Source organism: Nocardia anaemiae NBRC 100462 (genome assembly GCF_001612725.1).
GTDB classification, from domain to species: domain Bacteria; phylum Actinomycetota; class Actinomycetes; order Mycobacteriales; family Mycobacteriaceae; genus Nocardia; species Nocardia anaemiae.
This window is the reverse complement of record NZ_BDAZ01000034.1, coordinates 13765-31735: the sequence shown is the minus strand read 5'-3', so window position 1 is coordinate 31735 and position 17971 is coordinate 13765. Positions and strand designations below refer to the sequence as shown.

Genomic DNA, 17971 nt, shown 5'->3' with positions numbered 1-17971 from the left:
AGACCGCGCAGCCGCAGGTGCTGGCCGGAATCCGGCGGCGGCTCATCGCAGCGGGAGGGCTTGTGCTGCATGAGCTTTCGAAGTGAGCTTGGCCTGGGCGGTCGGGCGCAGGTCCATTCGCAGGTCGACATCATGCAAGTCGGCGTCGTTCTCCTCGCCGATCGCCCGCATTTCGAACCGCTGCCGCTCGGTGCCCAGCGGCATGCGCCGGAGCCCCGGATCGATGATCATGATCAGCTTGTCGCGCAGACGTTGCTGCGCGGCACGCGGGCCGATCTGAAACCGCCCGGGCATCTTGTTCCTGTCGAAGTTCAGCCACCGCTGCCGTACCCCACGACGTGCCGCCGTGAGCAAGAGGGCCCGCGCCACAGCGGAATCCGTTCAACTGCGCGCGATCATGATCAGGTTGTCGAACTGCTCAGGCAGCGGCATGTTGTTCCTGTCGAAGTTCAGCCACCCACGACGCGGCCGCTGTGAGCGAGCAGGTCGGTGCCACAGCGGAATCCGTTCGGCTGCGCTCGCTGCTGTGGACGGTGTTCGTGCCGGTGGTGCTCTATGGCATCGGATCCGGTGCGGCGGCACCGATGTACGCGTTGCGGGCATTGGATCTCGGTGCGTCGGCCGGTGTTGCCGGAATCGTCGTCGCGCTGAGCGGGCTGGGGATGGTGCTGGCGGATCTGCCCGCGGGGCGGATCGTCGCGCGCATCGGGGAACGCTGGGCGATCGCGGTTGGTTCGGGCCTCGGGCTGGTCGGGGTGCTGTGTGCGATCGTTGCCCCGCATACCGGGGTGCTCGCGGTTGGTGTGCTGCTCAATGGAACCGCCAGTGCGGTATGGGGTTTGGCGCGACAGTCCTACATCGTGGCCGTGGTGCCACCGGATGAGCGGGGGCGTGCGTTCTCGGCCTTGGCTGGCGCCTCCCGCCTCGGATCGTTCTGCGGGCCGTTCGTCGGGGCCGGAATGGTCTACGCGATGGGTCCGAGCGGTGCGCTGTGGTTGCAGTTCGGCACTACCGTCGTAGCGGGCGCTGCGATGCTCGCCATCCGGTCGGCCGACGGTGACGATGCGGACGCCGCCGATCACACCCTGCGCTCGGTGGTCATCGAAAACCGCAGGGTACTCGGCACACTCGGTCTGGCGGCGCTGCTGATGGGCGGTGCCCGCGCGACCCGCACCGCGCTGCTACCGCTGTGGGCCGCGCATATCGGTGTGAGTGCTGCCGCAACGAGCCTGATATTCGGCATCGCCGGGGCCATGGACGTGCTGCTGTCCTATCCGGGCGGCATCCTGCTCGATCGGTTCGGCAGCCGCGCCACGGGGGTTCCGTCGATGTTGCTGTTCGGGGTCGGCTTCGCGGCTCTTCCATTCACCTCGACGGCGGTCGAACTCACCGGTGCCGCAGTACTGCTCGGGCTCGCCAATGGTGTCAGCAACGGCATCATCATGACCGTCGGCGCCGACGTCGCACCGCCGGGCCAACGTGCGGAATTCCTCGGCGCCTGGCGGCTGACCCACGACATAGGCATGTTCGCCGGTCCCATCGCGGTCGGCTTGATCAGCGCCGCAACAGTTCTCGGCGCCGCGGCGCTCGCCGTCGCCGCAGCGGTATTCGCGGGCGCCGTCGCCATGCATCGCTGGTTCCCAGGTGCCTACCCCGTCTCCCTGCGAGACGCCCGCCGCCCGACCGACTGAGCGCTCACACCGCCGCCGATCGGTCCGCCGCGCTCGTCCCGTTTATGGCGCATATCTAGTGCGTACCTCGCATAGGTTGCAGGCTCTGCGAGGTCCTCGCTGGGTATGCGACGTGATGTCTGGACGCTCGACGGCGGGTACTTCAGCACTCTGGTCGGGTTCGGCGCGCGTGGTCTGTTGTGGCGCACACTAGGGCGCGGCGCGCCCATATGTTGCGCTTTGTGCGAGTTGCTCGCTGGGTATGCGAGGCCACGGGTGGGCAGCTCAGGGCGCTGGTCGGGTTCGGCCGAGGTAGGCGAGGAGTTGGTCGCCGGGGGCGGTGGTCGGGGGCACGGTCGGCAGAGCGAACAGCGGTGATCGGTCGGCGACAGGGACGAGATCCGGTGCTACCGCGAGTAATTCGTGGGCGAGGCGGTCCGGGATAGGTGGTGCATCCGATTGGGCGGCGGCAATATCCCAGGCGTGGACCGCCAGTTCGAGAGCGCCGACGGTTGTATCGGTTCGAGTCCGGTCGATCCGTCAATCCTTGTGCAGCGAAATGCTTTCCAGCCAAGGGTGATCGGGGTGCACCCGGGAGAGCCACTCGAACAGCCGGGACCTCTGGGATCGGTCCATCACGGGTAGCGCACGACGGAAGTCGGCCTCGTCCTTGTCGCGGCGCGCCTTCGCCTTGAACAGCAGTGCGACCTCGGGAGTCGCGTACGGGATGCCCTCGCTGGTATGGCGAATCAGTTCGTCGTAGGGCAGGGTGATCGATGGGTCGCGGCGGCAGGACCATCGATCACCGACGTGCGGTTCACGGAACACGTCGAGCCGATAGAACCCGGTCTCGGGTTCGCGTAGCCAGGTCTGATGGAACTCCGCCGACCTCGCCGGAAACGGCCGGATCCGATCGTCACCGACAACGTCCCACTCGAAGCCGGGAAAGGCGGCGACAACCTCGCCGAATCTGTCCTGTGGCACACCGATTTCGAGGTCGCTGTGTTCCCGAGCCGCACCGCCGGTGAACAAATCCAGTGCCCACCCCGCGGTCACGCACCACGGAACCGTGACACCCGATAGCCGCTCCGCGACTTCGGCAGGCGTCCACGCCGCCCACAGCCTTTCGCATTCCTCGGCCGAAACCACGCGTCCGTCCTCGACTGCCCCATCCGGATCAGACATCTGGACGTTCCCTCCTGGCCTGCGCGCCGACGAGGAATTCAGCGTACGCGGGTACCGAGCAGATGACGCACACCGCCGACGAACAGCTGCAGACCGAAGTCGAAACGTGCTGTCGCGTCGGGGGTTTCGTTCAGCGGCGAGGCGTCCTCGGTCAATGCACCGGCCGAATCCATTTGCATTCTGGACTGTTCGTCCACGGTTTGTCCGAGTACGTAGTACAGCAGCGTGTACGCCGCGAGTTCCGCTTCCGGCCGCGGCATTCCGCCGCGGATCGCCGCGCCGACGAGTCGTTCCCGTCCCTTGCTCGTGGTGAGTCGGGAAGCGTAGGTCGCCGAGACCAGTTCCGCGCCGTCGCGATAGGCGAGCAGACAACCGCGCAACCGATGCGCCAATTCGGTGATCTGCCCCGACCAGTCCTCGGCCTCGATCGGATCCTCCATCGGGGCCAGGATCCGGTCGGCCACCGCGCCGAGCAGTGCCTGTTTATTGGGGAAGTGCCAGTACAGCGCACCGGGCTGGACCTGGAGTGAACCGGCGAGCCTGCGCATGGTCAGGTCGGCGAGACCGTACTGGTCGAGAATGGCGATGGCGCCGTCGACCACGTCCGCGCGGTGCAGCTGCACGGTGTTTCCTTCCCTGACGTGTTTTGACTCACTGTTACCGCTACCCTAGCCTGAACACCGTTCAAGTTGCACGGCCACCTCGGCCGGACGAAGGGATTCGTGCAGTGACCCAGGCACCCGTCCACACCGATATTCTGGCGACCGCCCGCGAGCAGGTGCTCGAGCGCGGCGAAGGCCTGACCCAGGAGCAGACCCTCGAGGTGCTCCGGCTCGGCGACGACCGGCTGGAGGAACTGCTCGCCCTCGCACACGAGGTGCGCATGAAGTGGTGCGGTCCCGAGGTCGAGGTCGAGGGCATCATCAGCCTCAAGACCGGCGGCTGCCCCGAGGACTGCCACTTCTGCTCGCAGTCGGGTCTGTTCCAGTCGCCCGTGCGCGCCGCCTGGCTCGATATCCCCAGCCTGGTCGAGGCCGCCAAGCAGACCGCCAAGACCGGCGCCACCGAATTCTGCATCGTCGCGGCCGTGCGCGGTCCGGACGAGCGGCTGATGGCGCAGGTCGCCGCGGGTGTCGAGGCCATTCGCAACGAGGTCGACATCCAGGTCGCGTGTTCGCTCGGCATGCTCACCCAGGAGCAGGTCGACCAGCTCGCCGCCATGGGCGTGCACCGCTACAACCACAACCTCGAGACCTCCCGTTCGCATTTCCCGAATGTCGTCACCACGCACAGCTGGGAAGAGCGCTGGGACACCCTGCGCATGGTGCGCGAGGCCGGTATGGAGGTCTGCTGCGGCGGGATCCTCGGCATGGGCGAAACCCTGGAGCAGCGTGCGGAATTCGCGGCGAATCTGGCCGAGCTCGAGCCCGACGAGGTGCCGCTGAACTTCCTCAACCCGCGTCCGGGCACCCCGTTCGGCGACCTCGAGGTGCTGCCCGCCGCCGACGCGCTGCGCGCGGTGGCCGCGTTCCGACTCGCGCTGCCGCGCACCATGCTGCGCTTCGCGGGCGGTCGCGAGATCACTCTCGGCGACCTCGGCGCCAAGCAGGGCATTCTCGGCGGTATCAACGCCGTCATCGTCGGCAACTACCTGACCACCCTCGGTCGTCCCGCCGAAGCGGACCTGGATCTGCTCGGTGAGCTGAAGATGCCGATCAAGGCGCTCAACGAAACACTCTGATCCGGGTGGGATCGGTCACGAAAGAGGCTGGCGCCGTGAGTACTGTCATGGATATGGACGAGCGCTACAACCCGTTCACCGGCAAACGCGTCGTGCCGGGGCTCGACGATCCGGTCCCGGCCGCCGCGGCGTTGGGACTGGAACCGCCGCGCTTCTGCGAGCAGTGCGGTCGGCGGATGATCGTGCAGGTCAGCCCGGACGGCTGGTGGGCGAAGTGCTCGCGGCACGGTGTGCTGGATTCGAAGAATCTGGAACACCGCTAGTGGTGGCCGAATACGGCGATGTCGCCCCCGCGCCGCCCGCAGCGGCCCGAATGGTGGGCGTGCGGCGTGAGCTGCGGGCATCAGCGCTGATCGCGGTTGGGGTGGCACTGCTGGGCGTGCTCGGCGGTGTGGTGTGGGCCTTCATCGCGCCCACCGAGCAGTATCTGGTGGTCAAGGCGCGCGCCGGTGCGGTACCGGCCAAGGGCGCGGCCCTGACCGGGGAGAGTGTGCACCAGTTCGACGCGCTGGCGATCTTCGTGTGCATCGGCGCGGTGCTCGGTGTGGTGACGGCGATCGGCGTATGGCGTTGGCGCCGCGTGCGCGGACCGCTGCTGCAGCTGGGTCTGCTGATCGGTTCCGGCGCAGGCGCTTACCTGATGTCGAAGGTCGGCGAGCAGATCATGCAGTGGCAGCATCCGATGCCGTACGACCCCGCGGTCGGACAGATCGTGCGGCTGCCGGTGGAGGTCGGCAGTTGGCTGGCCCTGATCGTGCAACCGCTGCTCGCCTCGCTGATCGTGCTGTTCCTCGCGGCACTCAGTCCGACAGAGGATCTCGGCACCGGCTTCAGCGGACCGTTCGGCGATGCGCGGCCATACTTCACTGCGGCAAGCGGATTCGCGGCCGTCGACAATGCCGATTCGTATCGTGGCGCTGCGAACGGCGGGCCGGTGCCCTACGGTGTGCCTTATGGCGGCTTCGGACCGCCCGGTTCGGATCGCGCGCGCTGACGTTATCCGAACCGTTGCCCGCGCGGCGGCACAGACGTACCAGAACGGCCTAGAATTGTGGGACACGCTGTGCGTTCAGAGAGGAACGGATCATGGCGTTCGTCGGTAGCGGACCAGTGGTCGAAGAACTCGATGCGAAATTCTGGCGGGTCGTCGAGCCGCTCGTCTATCACGGTGCCACACAGGAATTCGTCATCCCAGCGGGCTTCCGCACCGACTTCGCCTCGGTGCCACGGGCATTGGTCTGGCTGATACCCCGCTACGGCGCCTACACCCGCGCCGCCATCCTGCACGACTATCTACGGAGCTCACATGAGGTGAGCACCGCCGACGCGGACGGCCTGTTCCGCCGCTGCCTGCACGAGTTCAATGTGTCGATTCCGCGCCGGTGGATGATGTGGGCCGCAGTGCGTTTGGGCAGCGGACTGCGCGGGGCCACACTCGGCGATATCGCACGCTTCCTGCTCGTCGCGGTCCCCTCGATTCTGTTCCTGGCCGTCCCGGTCGCCGTGGTACAGGTATTCCTCTGGCTGTTCTGGGTGGTGGAATTGGTGTTCTGGGTGGTGGCACGCGTCGGCCAGCGTACCGCGGCCCCACCGCCACAACCCCAGATGAAGACCGCATGACCGTCCGGTCCGGAACCCACTTTCCGCAGTCCCACCTGCGTATTCGCCTCTCGTGATCCAGGTTCGCGTGCGCGACCCGTCCTAATCTCATTGCACGCCGGGGGTATCGCTCCCGCTTTCGAAAAGTGCAGGAGGACAGATGGAATCGCGTCTGCGAACGTCGCCGAGAACCGTCTTCGCACAGCAATTCGCCGCGCTGTTCGAGGCCGCGGGCAATCCGACATTACGTCGGGTCGCGACCGCAGCGCAGACGCGGATGCGGGCGACGCGTGCACCTGGCCAGAAGAGCGGAGCCTCTGTCCAGCGCATCAGCGACTGGAAGTCCGGGCGCAATGTTCCCGCGCGCTTCGAATCCCTGCTGCCCGTCCTGCTCACACTGATCGACGAAGCGCGCAAGTCCAGCAAACCGGTGCCGCCCGCGCTGCTGGATGTGCAGGAGTGGCAACGGTTGTGGGCGGCTTCGACTGCCTGGGACCCGGAATCCGAAGCCACCGAATGCCCCTATCTCGGATTGACCTCCTACCGGCGCGCCGATGCGGAGTTGTTCTTCGGTCGTTCCAGGCCGACCGCGGAATTGGCCGAATTGATCAGCGCGACAGCAGGTCCCGAGGGGGACGGCGGAATCGTCATGCTGGTCGGTGCGTCCGGAGCGGGCAAATCCTCACTGTTGGAAGCCGGTTTGATTCCGGCGCTGGCGGATCCGGTCGATCAATGGGCAGTGGCGACGATGACTCCGGGCAGCGCGCCCGTCGAGGCGTTGCTGGCCGCCCTTCGCGACGGGCCCGCCACGTTGCCCGCTGATTCCGAATCGGATTCGACGGACGCGACCGTGTCTGCGGACAACAGCGGCGAGGACGGCGCCGAATCCGCCGCTGGGCGCAGCCGCGAATCCGGTTCCGAGAAGTCCGGCGGCCCTATGGAATCCGTCGATGCGGCGCAATGGGGGAGGGACAAGCGTCGACTGCTCATCATCGACCAGTTCGAAGAGCTGTTCACACTGTGCCGCAACGAAGAAGAGCGCGCGATCTTCCTCGCGACCCTCGAACACCTCGCCATCCGCGGCGAACGTGAACCGGCCGCCGTCGTCATCGCGGTCCGCGCCGACTTCTACGCCCGCTGCCTCGACATCCCAGTCCTGGAAGACGCCCTCAAACACCGCAGCTACCTCCTCGGCCCGATGCGCCTCGACGAACTCGCCGAAGCCATCACCCGGCCAGCTGAATCGGCAGGCTACAAACTGGAATCCGGCCTGGAAGAACTCGTCATCAGCGAGCTGTGCGGACTCGGCGGCGACCGCAGGGCCTACGATCCGGGCGCACTGCCCCTGGTATCGCATGTGATGGCGGCCGTATGGCAACGACGCGACGGCACCCGCCTCACCATCGACGGCTACCGCGCAGCGGGCGGCGTCATCGGCTCTGTCGCCGCGACCGCCGAAAAGGCCTGGGCCGAACTGACCGAATTCCAACAGTCCATCGGCAAACAGGTACTTCTCGGCCTGGTAGCGGTCGGCGACGACTCCCGCGACACCCGCCGCAAAGTAACCCGCACCGAACTGATCCAACAGACCGTAGAAGCTGCCGAGACCGCACTAGAAGTGTTGGCCCGCACAAGACTGATCACCCTCGACGCCGAATCCGCCTACCTCACCCACGAAATCGTTCTCGACGCCTGGCCCCGCCTGCGCACCTGGATCGATGAGGACCGAGTCGGATATTTGGAACGCCAACGGCTGCAAGCGGATGCGACCGACTGGGCGACGGGTGATCGCGATCCGTCGCTGCTATATCGCGGTGCGCGATTGATCACCATGCAGGAGCATGCGGACAAGGGCGCAATCGGCATTGTGGCGGAGGAATTCCTCGCAGCGTCGCATGCGGCGCGGCGGCGGACTCAGCGGCGCTCCTCGGCCCTCGTGGTGGCATTGGGCTTGCTCGGTGTGATCGCCCTCGTGCTGGCCGGTGTGGCCTTCGTGCAGAGTGGCACCGCGAAAACCCAACGAGACAATGCAATTTTCGCGGCCATTCTCGCCGAATCGGACCGGCTCGAGACAAGCGACCCGTCACTGTCGGCGCAATTGGTGCTGGCTGCTGACAAATTGCGGCCCGATGATCTTGAAGTCCGGGCACGTCTGCTCAATACACAGAACCTCGCCTTGGCGACTGCACTGCCAGGCCACGACGGGTTCGTCTACGCGGTAGCGGTTCGGCCGGACGGAAGGTTCATCGCTTCGGGCGGTTCCGACAAAACCGTTCGGCTGTGGGATATTTCCGATCGCCGACACCCAACCTCGGTCGGTCAACCACTGACGGGACATACAGAGTTCCTCCGTGCTGTAGCGTTCAGTCCCGACGGCGTAATCCTGGCCTCGGCCGCCGCCGACGACACCGTGCGACTGTGGGACGTGCGCGATCCAGCCCATCCAGCTCCGATAGGCACGCCGCTGCCGAGCGGCTACCCGAAAGTGCTTGCCTTCGGTCCGGACGGCAAGGTACTGGTGACGGCGAGCAGAAATGGCCCGATCGCGTTCTGGGACATCACCGATCCCGCTCGCCCTACACCGCTCGGATCTCCGATACCGCGGCCCTCCGGGCCATTGGATGTCGCTGCGGTCAGTCCGGACCTACGCACAGTGATCACCGCCGAAACGACCGGAGCGACACGGCTATGGCGGGTATCTGAGCACCACATCTCCGCGGAACCCGTCGCACAGTTGACGAGCAACGTCACGCCGACGCGGGCGGGGGCTGACGGAGCCGTGTCGGCGACATTCAGTCCGGACGGTGCGGCAGTCGCGGTGGTGAACGGAGACGGTATTCACCGCTGGGACGTGCGCGACCCGTCCAGCCCCCGAAGGCTCGGGGAGCCCGTGCGGATCGCCCCGCCTTCGACGGGGTCGCCGATCGCATTCAGCCCGAACGGGCGAGCGTTGGTCGGCGTGTCCGCACGCGGGATCGCCACCGTCTGGAATGTTGACGATCCCGATCGCCCCCCGACAGTCGGCGCAACGCTGGCTGGGACCAAGGGAGCGCTCAGTGCGGTCGCCTACGCTCCGGACGGTCAGACCGTTGTGACCAGCGGACAAGACGGCACTGTTCGCGTGTGGTCGGTGCCGACGATCGGTGGGGGCGGCAGGATCCGCGCATCGGAGCCGATCTTCGATGCCAGTGGCACGAAGATGGCGGTTCAACCTGCCGAGGACGTCATCGAGGTGTGGCAGACCAGCGATCCGAAGGCGCCCGGTCGACTTGGAAGGCTGAATCTGTCGCTTACCGGCGCCACCAATATGGCGATGACACCGGATGGACGCCTTCTGATCGTCGCTGGTGAGCGATATCAGGGCGTGCTGATCGACATCTCCGAACCGGCCGCCATGCGCGTGATCACTGAATTGCCCAATGACACAGGGCAAATCAGCGCCATTCGGTTCAGCCCGGACTCCCGATTCCTGGTGACTGCTGGAATCATTGGGGCGTCGGGTGCAGTTCCGGACGATGTCATTCGCATCTGGGATATGGCTGATCCTGCGCATCCACGGGCTGTAGGCGGGCCGATGTCCACCGCGCACGATTACATCTTCGATGTGCGGTTCAGTCCGGATGGCCGCATATTAGCGGTCGCACGCAGGCAGGAATCGGTGACGCTGTGGGATATGGCGGACCCGGCCGCACCAAAGCACCTCGGACACTTAGCGACTGGGCAGGCGGAGTCCGGAATGGCCCTAGCCTTCGCACCCGACGGACGCACGCTGGTGACTACCGGTGATGATCTGCGAATCCGCGTGTGGGATATCGGGCATCCGAGCAAACCGGTTGCGGTAGACGTTCCGCTGGTCGGCCACACCGGTCTGGTCGGTTCGATGTCCTTCAGCCCAGATGGCCGCCTCCTGGTATCAGGTGGATTCGATTCGGTTCGGCTATGGGATTTTTCGTCCCCCCGCCAGCCGAAGCCGATCAAGCACGCGATTACGGCCACTGGGTCGTCGACGTATTGGGTCACCGCATTCCATCCCAGCGGCGAGTACCTGGCCGCGGCGGGTGGGGGAGTACTCCAGCTTTGGGATCTGGATCCACACCAGGCTATCGGCCGTATCTGCGACGCTGTACAGCCGATGCTGAGCCGGGAGGTGTGGCAGGAACACCTGGCGGGGCTGCCATACCGCCAGACGTGCGAATAGCCGGCGAAAAATCGGTAGTCGCGCTGGCGATCGCGCGGATACCGTTTGCGCACAAGGTCGAGCAGTGGGAAGGAGGTGGCGATGAGCGAGGATGTGTTGATCAGGCACGGGCAGGGGGTGCTGGTTCCGGAGGCGGGGGAACGGGCTGATCTGGCGGCTTGGCGGCGGCGGGATGCGTTGCGGCGGTCCAGTGCCGCGCAGCCGATTCCCAGTGCGCGGCGGTATCGGCGGAAGGCGAAACATAAGGGGCGAGAGCGGGATTGAGGTTCCCGTGATCCGTGGGTGACCCCCGCGTTCGCGTGCGATTGCATGTGAAGGCGGGGTCTTCGTTGTTGGCTGGGGGAGGAGCCGTCCAGTTCGACGATGTGCTCCGTCGGCTCCCGAGTACGCCGCGGCGCTACGTGAACGAACAAGGCCGGGTGCTGGCGCGCAGGTTCTCCGGCGCCTGATCTTCCGGGCGCAACCGTCTGGTCGCATCCGCTGAGCAACCGGTCTGCGGCGGATTTGGCGGCGAGGTCGGAAAGTGTTCTGCCACAGGGCTTTCACCGTCTCGCGGCACCGTGTGGCCATCCGGTCCGGAATGCGGAGCGGCCTGCCCCTTCCGGTCCGGATAACTCGTATCCGACTGTGACCAGCTGTATTCGGCGACGCCCCCCAGCACTCCGTACCGCTGCGAGCGATCGGTCCGTACCGTCCGAGTTGTTCGAATCGTTCGAACCGCGGAGCCCGGATTTCGGTCTCGACTCCGCGAAACACCGGAAGGGTTCAGCGATTCGGAGGGGGAGAGCAATGTCCTGGAAATCGGAGTATGGCAAGTCGGCGGTGGCGGGTGCCGTGCTGGCGATCGGAATGATTTCCGGCGCAGCACAAGCGATCGCCGAACCGCCGGGCGAGGTGCCGGTCACCCGGGTCGAGGCTTCGGCCGCGTTCCCGTGTATCTGGCCGGTGTGCGTTTTGAGCTCCGGGCGCCTGGGGGCGCCCGGCGGGCTGTCCGAGTAGAAGGGGAGTGCCCTGGTCGATGGTGACGAGGGCACGCTCGGATGCCGTGGCCCCTACGGCAGTGGCCACGGCACAGTCCATTTCGAATTCGGCGAGCGCTTGCGGGGAAGCGGTCGCCGAACGAAGGGGGCGATCGTGGGGCAGGCGATCGCGGGGAGGTCAGGTGGGTGGACGCAATGCGGCGAATTCGTCGGTGACCCGGAGCTCGGAGTCGGTGAACCGATAGACCGCTGCGGGGCGTCCACCCGCCCGGCCGGGGGATGCGGTCGCGCCGGTCGGCGTGATCACCTTGCGGCGGGTGAGGACGCGCTGCAAGTTCGTGGTATCGACATCGTAACCAAGTGCGGCACAGTAGATTTCGCGCAGCGTTGACATGGTGAACCGCTCCGGTGCCAGTGCGAAGGCGATATTGGTATAGGACAGCTTCGCCGCGAGCCGGGTGCGCGCGTGTTCCACGACCGTGCCGTGGTCGAACGACATGCGCGGCAGCTGGGAAACCGGATGCCAGGTGGTGTCCGAGGGCAGCTGCGGGTCCGCGGTCAGCGGGACCAGCCCCAGATAGGCCGAGGCGATCCGGCGCGGCGCGGGCACTCGGTCCGGATTGCTGAATACCGACAGCTGCTCCAGATGCGCCAGCTCGCGCACATCGACCTTCTCGGCGAGCTGGCGACGGGCCGAGACATTGAGGTCTTCGTCATCGCGCAACCGCCCGCCGGGCAGCGACCAGGTGCCCTTCTGCGGGTCGAGTGCGCGCTCCCATAGCAGCACGGCGAGTTCGGTCCGCTGACCGGGCGGACATGGCCGAATCAGCTCATCTGTCATGCGTGCAGGGCTGCTACCTGCGTTGATGTCCTCGAGGAAGCGCCGAACCTGGAACACCGCGGTGAGGGTTTCGTGGATGGTGCTACTATGGGCCACGTTTTCGATTGTAAGTCGAAAACCTGGTTTGGTGCGAATCGGCTGGCATGTGAATAGGCACAAGAGCCGAGCGCACGAGGAGAGGAGCCATCCATGGCGACCATGGGTGTGAAGCTGGCGCCCCCGCTGATGGGGCAGGTAGTCGATGGTCCGACCGGGTTCTCCGGTGTCGAGGCCACACCGGAGTGGGCGGCCGAGGTCAAACGCCTCGCCAGGGAGCGCAACGCGACGATTCTCGCGCACAACTACCAGTTGCCCGCGATCCAGGACGTGGCCGACCACGTCGGTGACTCGCTGGCACTGTCGCGCATCGCGGCCGAGGCGCCCGAGGACACCATCGTGTTCTGCGGTGTGCACTTCATGGCCGAAACGGCCAAGATCCTCAGCCCCGAGAAAACCGTGCTCATTCCGGACCAGCGGGCGGGCTGTTCGCTGGCCGATTCCATCACCGCCGACGAATTGCGGGCCTGGAAGGCCGAATTCCCGAATGCGGTGGTCGTCTCGTATGTCAACACCACCGCCGCGGTGAAGGCGCTCACCGATATCTGCTGCACCTCCTCGAATGCCGTCGATGTGGTCGCCTCCATCGATCCCGACCGCGAGGTGCTGTTCCTGCCGGACCAGTTCCTCGGCGCGCACGTCAAGCGGGTCACCGGCCGCGCGAATATGCACATCTGGGCGGGCGAATGCCATGTGCACGCGGGTATCAACGGCGACGAGCTGACCGAACAGGCCCGCACCCACCCGGATGCCGAACTGTTCGTGCACCCCGAATGCGGTTGCGCCACTTCGGCTTTGTACCTGGCGGGCGAGGGCTCGTTCCCGGCCGACCGGGTGCACATTCTCTCGACCGGCGGGATGATCGATGCCGCCAAGGCCGCGAAGTCGAATCAGGTCCTGGTCGCCACCGAGGTCGGCATGCTGCACCAGCTGCGCAAGGCCGCCCCCGGCATCGACTTCCAGGCCGTGAACGATCGTGCGTCCTGCAAGTACATGAAGATGATCACCCCGGCGGCGCTGTTGCGCTCGCTCGTGGAGAACACCGATGAGGTGCACGTCGACCTGGAAACCGCCGCGCTGGCCCGCAATTCGGTGCAGCGCATGATCGAAATCGGCAACCCGGGTGGTGGCGAATGAACGGCCGCGATCGGAGCGCGACGTGCGCGCTCGTCCGGAGTGGCGGTGCGGAATGAGCGCCGGGGCGGTCGGTAGCGATACCGCTGCTGACCGAGTCGAGAAGGGCAGGGGCGCATGAGCGTCGCGCCGCGGATCGACTGGGAAGCCGCCGCCGATCTGGTCGTGATCGGCGGAGGTGTCGCCGGGTTGACCGCGGCACGGACGGCATCGCTGCGCGGTCTGCGGGTGCTCATCCTCAGCAAGGGCGGACCGACGGATACCGCGACCCAGTATGCCCAGGGTGGTATCGCCGTTGTTGCGCCGCATGAGGATTCGGTGGAATCGCATGTGCTCGACACGGTCGAGGCCGGTGCCGGACTGTGCGACGAGGCCGCGGTGCGGTCGATCGTCGAGGGCGGTCAGGCCGCCGTCGCCGCGCTCACCGATCTGGGCGCGGTCTTCGATCTCGCTCGGGACGGTCAGATCTCGCGCACCCGCGAGGGCGGACACAGCACGCGTCGGATCATCCACGCCGGAGGTGACGCCACCGGCGCCGAGGTGCAGCGCGCGCTGAACGCGGCCGGGCTGCCGGTCCTGTTCGGCGCCGCGGCACTGGAAGTCGTCACCGGGCGGACCGGTGTGCAGGGCGTGATAGCGGTGTCGGAGAACGGATTCGGGGTCGTGCACGCACCGGCGGTGCTGCTGGCCACGGGCGGGCTCGGACAGCTGTACGCGCTGAGTACGAATCCGCCGGGCGCGACCGCGGACGGCATCGCGCTTGCGCTGTGGGCGGGTGCCACGGTGGCCGATCTCGAATTCGTGCAGTTCCATCCGACGGTGCTCTACACCCCTGGTGGACTCGGCAGACGCCCGTTGATCAGCGAGGCCGTCCGCGGTGAGGGCGCGATACTGGTCGATTCCGAAGGGAATTCGATCACCGCCGGGGTGCACCCGCGTGGGGATCTCGCACCGCGCGATGTGGTGTCGCGGGCGATCGCCGCACGGATGCGCGCCCTCGGCACCGATCACGTCTATCTCGACGCCCGCGCGATCGACAGCTTCCCACAGCGGTTTCCGACGATCACCGCATCCTGCCTGGCCGCCGGGATCGACCCGCGTGACGATCTCATTCCGGTCGCACCCGCCGCGCACTATCAATGCGGCGGGGTCGTGACCGACACCCATGGCCGGACCGCGGTTCCCGGTCTATATGCCGCGGGTGAGGTGGCCCGGACCGGCCTGCACGGCGCCAACCGGCTGGCCTCGAACAGTCTGTTGGAGGGGCTGGTGGTCGGCGAGCGGGCCGGGATAGCCGCCGCCGAACGTCTCGACGAGGAGGCACACGTCTCCGACGTGTCATTCCATACCATTCCGCGCGCGGCCCGCGCCTTGGTGCAGCAGTCGATGACATTGCACGCCTCGGTGGTTCGCGACGCCGCCGGATTGTCGGATGCGGCCGTGCGGTTGCGTGATGCCGTGTCGCACAGTGCGGCAAGTCGCCTGCGCGCCGAGCTGACCAACCAGCGATTCGCGGGTGCGGCGATCGAGCTCTCGGCGCTCAACACCAGCGGGGCGGTGAGTGTCGACACCGCGGACCGCAACGCCGCGGCACAACGCATCACCGCATTCGAGGACGCCGCCCTCACCCTCACCGCCCAGGTCCTGCTGCTCTCCGCGGCGGCCCGCACCGAAAGCCGCGGCTCACATACCCGCTCCGACCACCCAACCCCTGACGACCACCAATCCCGCAGTCGCGCAGTGCGTCTGGGCCCAGAAGGTCATCCCGTCCCCGCCCCCGACGGTCTCGACCTCACCACATGGACCCAGGACGCCATTCCCAGCGCCTCATGACCGCGGCACTGCACGAGCACAGCGAATTTCCAGTAGGACGAGGAGTGCACTGATGGGACTGGATACCGGCCTGGATCGTGACGAGGTGCTGGCCCTGATCCGCGCCGCACTGGATGAGGATCTGCGCTACGGCCCCGATATCACCACGGCGGCAACGGTTCCCGCCGACGCGGTGGTGAAGGCGTCGGTGGTTTCGCGCCAGCCGGGCACGGTGGCCGGGCTCGATGTCGGGCTGCTCGTGCTCGACGAGGTGATCGGTGCGGGTAATTACGAAATCACCGATCGGGTCGCCGACGGCACCCGGGTCGAGCCGGGGCGGTCGGTGCTCGGGCTGGTCGCGCCGACTCGCGGCCTGCTCACCGCCGAACGCACCATGCTCAACCTGGTCTGCCACCTCTCCGGCATCGCGACCGCAACCGCCGCCTGGGTCGACGAGGTCGCTGGCACCAACTGCCGCATCCGCGACAGCCGCAAAACCCTACCCGGCCTGCGTGCCCTGCAGAAGTACGCGGTGCGCGTCGGCGGTGGCGTCAACCACCGCATGGGCCTCGGCGACGCCGCCTTGATCAAGGACAACCACGTGGTCGCCGCCGGTTCGGTGGTCGCCGCCCTGCGCGCTGTCCGCGACTTGGCCCCCGATATCGCCTGCGAGGTCGAGGTGGACAGTCTCGAACAACTCGACGCCGTCCTGGCCGAAAACGTCGAACTGGTGCTACTGGACAACTTTCCGCTGTGGCAAACCCAAGCCGCCGTCCAACGCCGCAACGCCAAGGCCCCTGATACCAAGCTCGAATCCTCCGGTGGCCTGACCCTCGCCGACGCCGCCGACTACGCCCGCACCGGTGTCGACTACCTGGCCGTAGGTGCCCTGACCCACTCCGTGCGTGTCCTCGATCTCGGCCTGGACATGTAGTCGTCAGGCGGTGAGTTCGCGTTCCAACGGCGTGCGGAATCGGGGGATGGCGCGAACTTCGCCGTACCAGGTGGCGGTGCGAGCGGCCTCGGCTTCGATGCGCGATTCGGCTTCGGAGCCGATGTCTTCGAGTAGGCGGTAGACGATTTCGCCATCTTTGCGTTGGGCCCAGCCGCCGACTATGCGACCGTTCCACCAGATGGTCGGGCCGACATTTCCATTGCGGTCGAAGAGGATCGGGGCGTGTGGGCCGAGGTACCAGTCGCGGGACTGCCAGCCCATCGGGGTCGGGTCGAGGGCGGGAAGTAGGGCCGCCCAGGGTTCGGGCTCGGGGGTCGGGTCCTGGTCGTCGGCGAGTAATAGCCCGGTGGTGCCGTCGAGATCGACCTCCACCACATCGAGTTGGGCCAGGGCCTTCCGAACCTCCGCAAGTGTCCAGCCGGTCCACCACTTGATATCGGTGACGGGCGCGGGGCCGAAGGCGTAGAGCCACTGCCGGACGAGTTCGGCCCGGGCCGCATCGGCGGACATGGTCGCAACGCCTTGCGGCAGCCAGGTTTCGATCGGCGACCAGGTGTATTGGCTGCTCGTCCAGCCGCCGTTCGGGCGACCGCGCACGATGCGCCCCTCGACACCGAGAATCACGAGCACCCAGGTGGTAATGCTGGTTGGACGCGAATACGCCTTGCCCGGAGCGGGATTCACCTGCGTGCGCAGCCGAGGCACGTCCTTGCTCAACTGTGCGCCGGTCGCCGCCCCGCGCGCCAAAAGCGCCTTATGCGTTTCGTCTTCGACGTCGGCGAGCCAGGCGCGCACATCCCCGTCCACAACCCCGGCCTGTTCGATGAACCTGCCGTAGGTGCGACGTTGCTTGTCCGCCAACGCATCCGCGCACGACGCCTGCAATACCGGCAGCAATTCGACCGGCGCGACGAACATCGTGCGCCGCATCGCCAGCAAGCGCAGCAGCGTCCGATCGTCGTACAGCGCCTTCTCGACATGTGCGGGCTCGGCGGTCAGACTGCGCGCGCCCACCGATAGATACACCGTCGCCGGATCGGTCGCATGCAGGACAACGAGGGATCGAACGATCTCGGCAATGTCATCGGTGCGACACGCCGGCGTGAGCCGATGTCGTCGCCCGAGCCGGGCCCGCCGTTCCGCCGCATCAATCGAACGCATATGCGAATGGTAGCGGTCAGATGCCGAACTGCTCCGGATCCACCCGCAGCGTCTGGCACGCCTCCCGCACCGCCGCGATCTCGTCCTGATCGAAATTCCCGTCCGCATTGCCGATCATGATGCCGATCTGGACGACCGCTCGTGCCTCGGTGGGCTTACCCGCCGCCTTGCCGATCTGCTGCAGAACATGGGCGCGCCCGAAGGCCGGATCGCTGACCAGTCGGTTGCAGTTGTCCTCGAACAGGTCACGTAATTCATCGGTCGGGAAGTTCTGCAGCACCGGATCGGAGCCGATGAGTCCGGCCACCCGCATGCGCTCGGCCGGATCGATGCTGCCGTCGGCCGCGGCGACGAGTGCGCACATGCCCATGCTCGCATCCCGGAACGTGCCGCTGCGCAGCTCGTTCTTCTTGGCCAGCAATTGCGCTCGCCACTGCGGGGCCTTGTCCACCAGATCCATCAAGCGGCTGATACTGCTCGCGTTGCTGATGAGACGGTTCAAGAAGGCCATGGAAACTCCCCGGAACGAGGTTCGGACGACAGACCGGCCCGAACTCTGGATCGACTATCGCGAAGGTAGCAGAACCCACCGGGACACG

17 protein-coding genes are annotated in these 17971 nt (G+C 66.6%); 11 read left to right on the top strand and 6 right to left on the bottom strand.

Annotated elements, in window-relative coordinates; all coding sequences use genetic code 11:
* Positions 1-42: 42 nt before the first annotated feature.
* Positions 43-369: a hypothetical protein gene (locus NA5_RS20920; protein ID WP_062988604.1), complete on the bottom strand. Its 327-nt coding sequence runs from the start codon at positions 367-369 to the stop codon at positions 43-45.
* A gap of 104 nt (positions 370-473) precedes the next feature.
* Here NA5_RS20920 and NA5_RS20915 point away from each other — a divergent pair, with 104 nt between their 5' ends.
* Positions 474-1691: an MFS transporter gene (locus tag NA5_RS20915; protein WP_062988602.1), complete on the top strand. Its 1218-nt coding sequence runs from the start codon at positions 474-476 to the stop codon at positions 1689-1691.
* A 519-nt stretch (positions 1692-2210) separates the two neighbouring features.
* Here the strand turns inward: NA5_RS20915 and NA5_RS20910 are convergent.
* Positions 2211-2855, bottom strand: coding sequence for a nucleotidyltransferase domain-containing protein (locus NA5_RS20910; protein WP_062988600.1), 645 nt, complete (start codon positions 2853-2855; stop codon positions 2211-2213).
* A 38-nt stretch (positions 2856-2893) separates the two neighbouring features.
* The gene (locus NA5_RS20905) at positions 2894-3478 is read right to left on the bottom strand and encodes a TetR/AcrR family transcriptional regulator C-terminal domain-containing protein (RefSeq protein ID WP_040688744.1); all 585 of its coding nucleotides are present in this window, start codon (positions 3476-3478) and stop codon (positions 2894-2896) included.
* Positions 3479-3582: 104 nt separating this feature from the next.
* Here NA5_RS20905 and bioB point away from each other — a divergent pair, with 104 nt between their 5' ends.
* From bioB to NA5_RS20875, 7 genes are all read left to right on the top strand, one after another.
* Positions 3583-4596 (top strand): biotin synthase BioB, encoded by a 1014-nt coding sequence (gene bioB, locus NA5_RS20900; protein ID WP_062988598.1) that lies wholly within the window; start codon positions 3583-3585, stop codon positions 4594-4596.
* A gap of 47 nt (positions 4597-4643) precedes the next feature.
* Positions 4644-4859, top strand: coding sequence for a biotin synthase auxiliary protein BsaP (gene bsaP, locus NA5_RS20895; RefSeq protein ID WP_174555251.1), 216 nt, complete (start codon positions 4644-4646; stop codon positions 4857-4859).
* Between the two features lie 2 nt (positions 4860-4861).
* Positions 4862-5590 (top strand): DUF2567 domain-containing protein, encoded by a 729-nt coding sequence (locus tag NA5_RS20890; protein ID WP_245672320.1) that lies wholly within the window; start codon positions 4862-4864, stop codon positions 5588-5590.
* A 92-nt stretch (positions 5591-5682) separates the two neighbouring features.
* Complete coding sequence (locus NA5_RS20885; protein ID WP_062988594.1) at positions 5683-6216, top strand: DUF1353 domain-containing protein; 534 nt, start codon at positions 5683-5685, stop codon at positions 6214-6216.
* Between the two features lie 139 nt (positions 6217-6355).
* On the top strand, positions 6356-10393 hold the full coding sequence (locus NA5_RS20880) for a WD40 repeat domain-containing protein (RefSeq protein ID WP_062988592.1): 4038 nt from the start codon (positions 6356-6358) through the stop codon (positions 10391-10393).
* A gap of 81 nt (positions 10394-10474) precedes the next feature.
* On the top strand, positions 10475-10657 hold the full coding sequence (locus NA5_RS39440) for a hypothetical protein (protein ID WP_084484319.1): 183 nt from the start codon (positions 10475-10477) through the stop codon (positions 10655-10657).
* Between the two features lie 525 nt (positions 10658-11182).
* Positions 11183-11392 carry a hypothetical protein gene (locus NA5_RS20875; RefSeq protein WP_062988590.1) on the top strand — a complete coding sequence of 70 codons (210 nt, stop codon included), beginning with the start codon at positions 11183-11185 and terminating at the stop codon, positions 11390-11392.
* A 159-nt stretch (positions 11393-11551) separates the two neighbouring features.
* Here NA5_RS20875 and NA5_RS20870 read toward each other — a convergent pair whose 3' ends face one another.
* Positions 11552-12310 carry an NUDIX hydrolase gene (locus NA5_RS20870; protein WP_062988588.1) on the bottom strand — a complete coding sequence of 253 codons (759 nt, stop codon included), beginning with the start codon at positions 12308-12310 and terminating at the stop codon, positions 11552-11554.
* Between the two features lie 93 nt (positions 12311-12403).
* Here NA5_RS20870 and nadA point away from each other — a divergent pair, with 93 nt between their 5' ends.
* From nadA to nadC, 3 genes are all read left to right on the top strand, one after another.
* On the top strand, positions 12404-13447 hold the full coding sequence (gene nadA / locus NA5_RS20865; RefSeq protein ID WP_062988586.1) for a quinolinate synthase NadA: 1044 nt from the start codon (positions 12404-12406) through the stop codon (positions 13445-13447).
* A gap of 114 nt (positions 13448-13561) precedes the next feature.
* The gene (locus tag NA5_RS20860; RefSeq protein ID WP_062988585.1) at positions 13562-15277 is read left to right on the top strand and encodes an L-aspartate oxidase; all 1716 of its coding nucleotides are present in this window, start codon (positions 13562-13564) and stop codon (positions 15275-15277) included.
* A gap of 52 nt (positions 15278-15329) precedes the next feature.
* A complete protein-coding gene (nadC, locus tag NA5_RS20855; protein WP_062988583.1) occupies positions 15330-16190 on the top strand; it encodes a carboxylating nicotinate-nucleotide diphosphorylase in 861 nt (286 codons plus the stop codon).
* Positions 16191-16193: 3 nt separating this feature from the next.
* Here the strand turns inward: nadC and NA5_RS20850 are convergent, their stop codons facing one another.
* Complete coding sequence (locus NA5_RS20850) at positions 16194-17372, bottom strand: winged helix DNA-binding domain-containing protein (protein WP_062988581.1); 1179 nt, start codon at positions 17370-17372, stop codon at positions 16194-16196.
* Between the two features lie 16 nt (positions 17373-17388).
* Entirely contained in the window at positions 17389-17883 is a 495-nt protein-coding gene (locus NA5_RS20845; RefSeq protein WP_084484297.1) for a tellurite resistance TerB family protein, read from the bottom strand.
* Positions 17884-17971 lie beyond the last annotated feature (88 nt).

Excerpts from the sequence above, each read along its gene's own strand:
- NA5_RS20910 (WP_062988600.1), bottom strand. The coding sequence starts at position 2,855 with ATGTCTGATCCGGATGGGGCAGTCGAGGACGGACGCGTGGTTTCGGCC.
- bsaP (WP_174555251.1), top strand. The coding sequence starts at position 4,644 with ATGGATATGGACGAGCGCTACAACCCGTTCACCGGCAAACGCGTCGTG.
- NA5_RS20885 (WP_062988594.1), top strand. The coding sequence starts at position 5,683 with ATGGCGTTCGTCGGTAGCGGACCAGTGGTCGAAGAACTCGATGCGAAA.
- NA5_RS20880 (WP_062988592.1), top strand. The coding sequence starts at position 6,356 with ATGGAATCGCGTCTGCGAACGTCGCCGAGAACCGTCTTCGCACAGCAA.
- NA5_RS39440 (WP_084484319.1), top strand. The coding sequence starts at position 10,475 with ATGAGCGAGGATGTGTTGATCAGGCACGGGCAGGGGGTGCTGGTTCCG.
- NA5_RS20875 (WP_062988590.1), top strand. The coding sequence starts at position 11,183 with ATGTCCTGGAAATCGGAGTATGGCAAGTCGGCGGTGGCGGGTGCCGTG.
- nadA (WP_062988586.1), top strand. The coding sequence starts at position 12,404 with ATGGCGACCATGGGTGTGAAGCTGGCGCCCCCGCTGATGGGGCAGGTA.
- NA5_RS20860 (WP_062988585.1), top strand. The coding sequence starts at position 13,562 with ATGAGCGTCGCGCCGCGGATCGACTGGGAAGCCGCCGCCGATCTGGTC.
- nadC (WP_062988583.1), top strand. The coding sequence starts at position 15,330 with ATGGGACTGGATACCGGCCTGGATCGTGACGAGGTGCTGGCCCTGATC.
- NA5_RS20850 (WP_062988581.1), bottom strand. The coding sequence starts at position 17,372 with ATGCGTTCGATTGATGCGGCGGAACGGCGGGCCCGGCTCGGGCGACGA.
- NA5_RS20845 (WP_084484297.1), bottom strand. The coding sequence starts at position 17,883 with ATGGCCTTCTTGAACCGTCTCATCAGCAACGCGAGCAGTATCAGCCGC.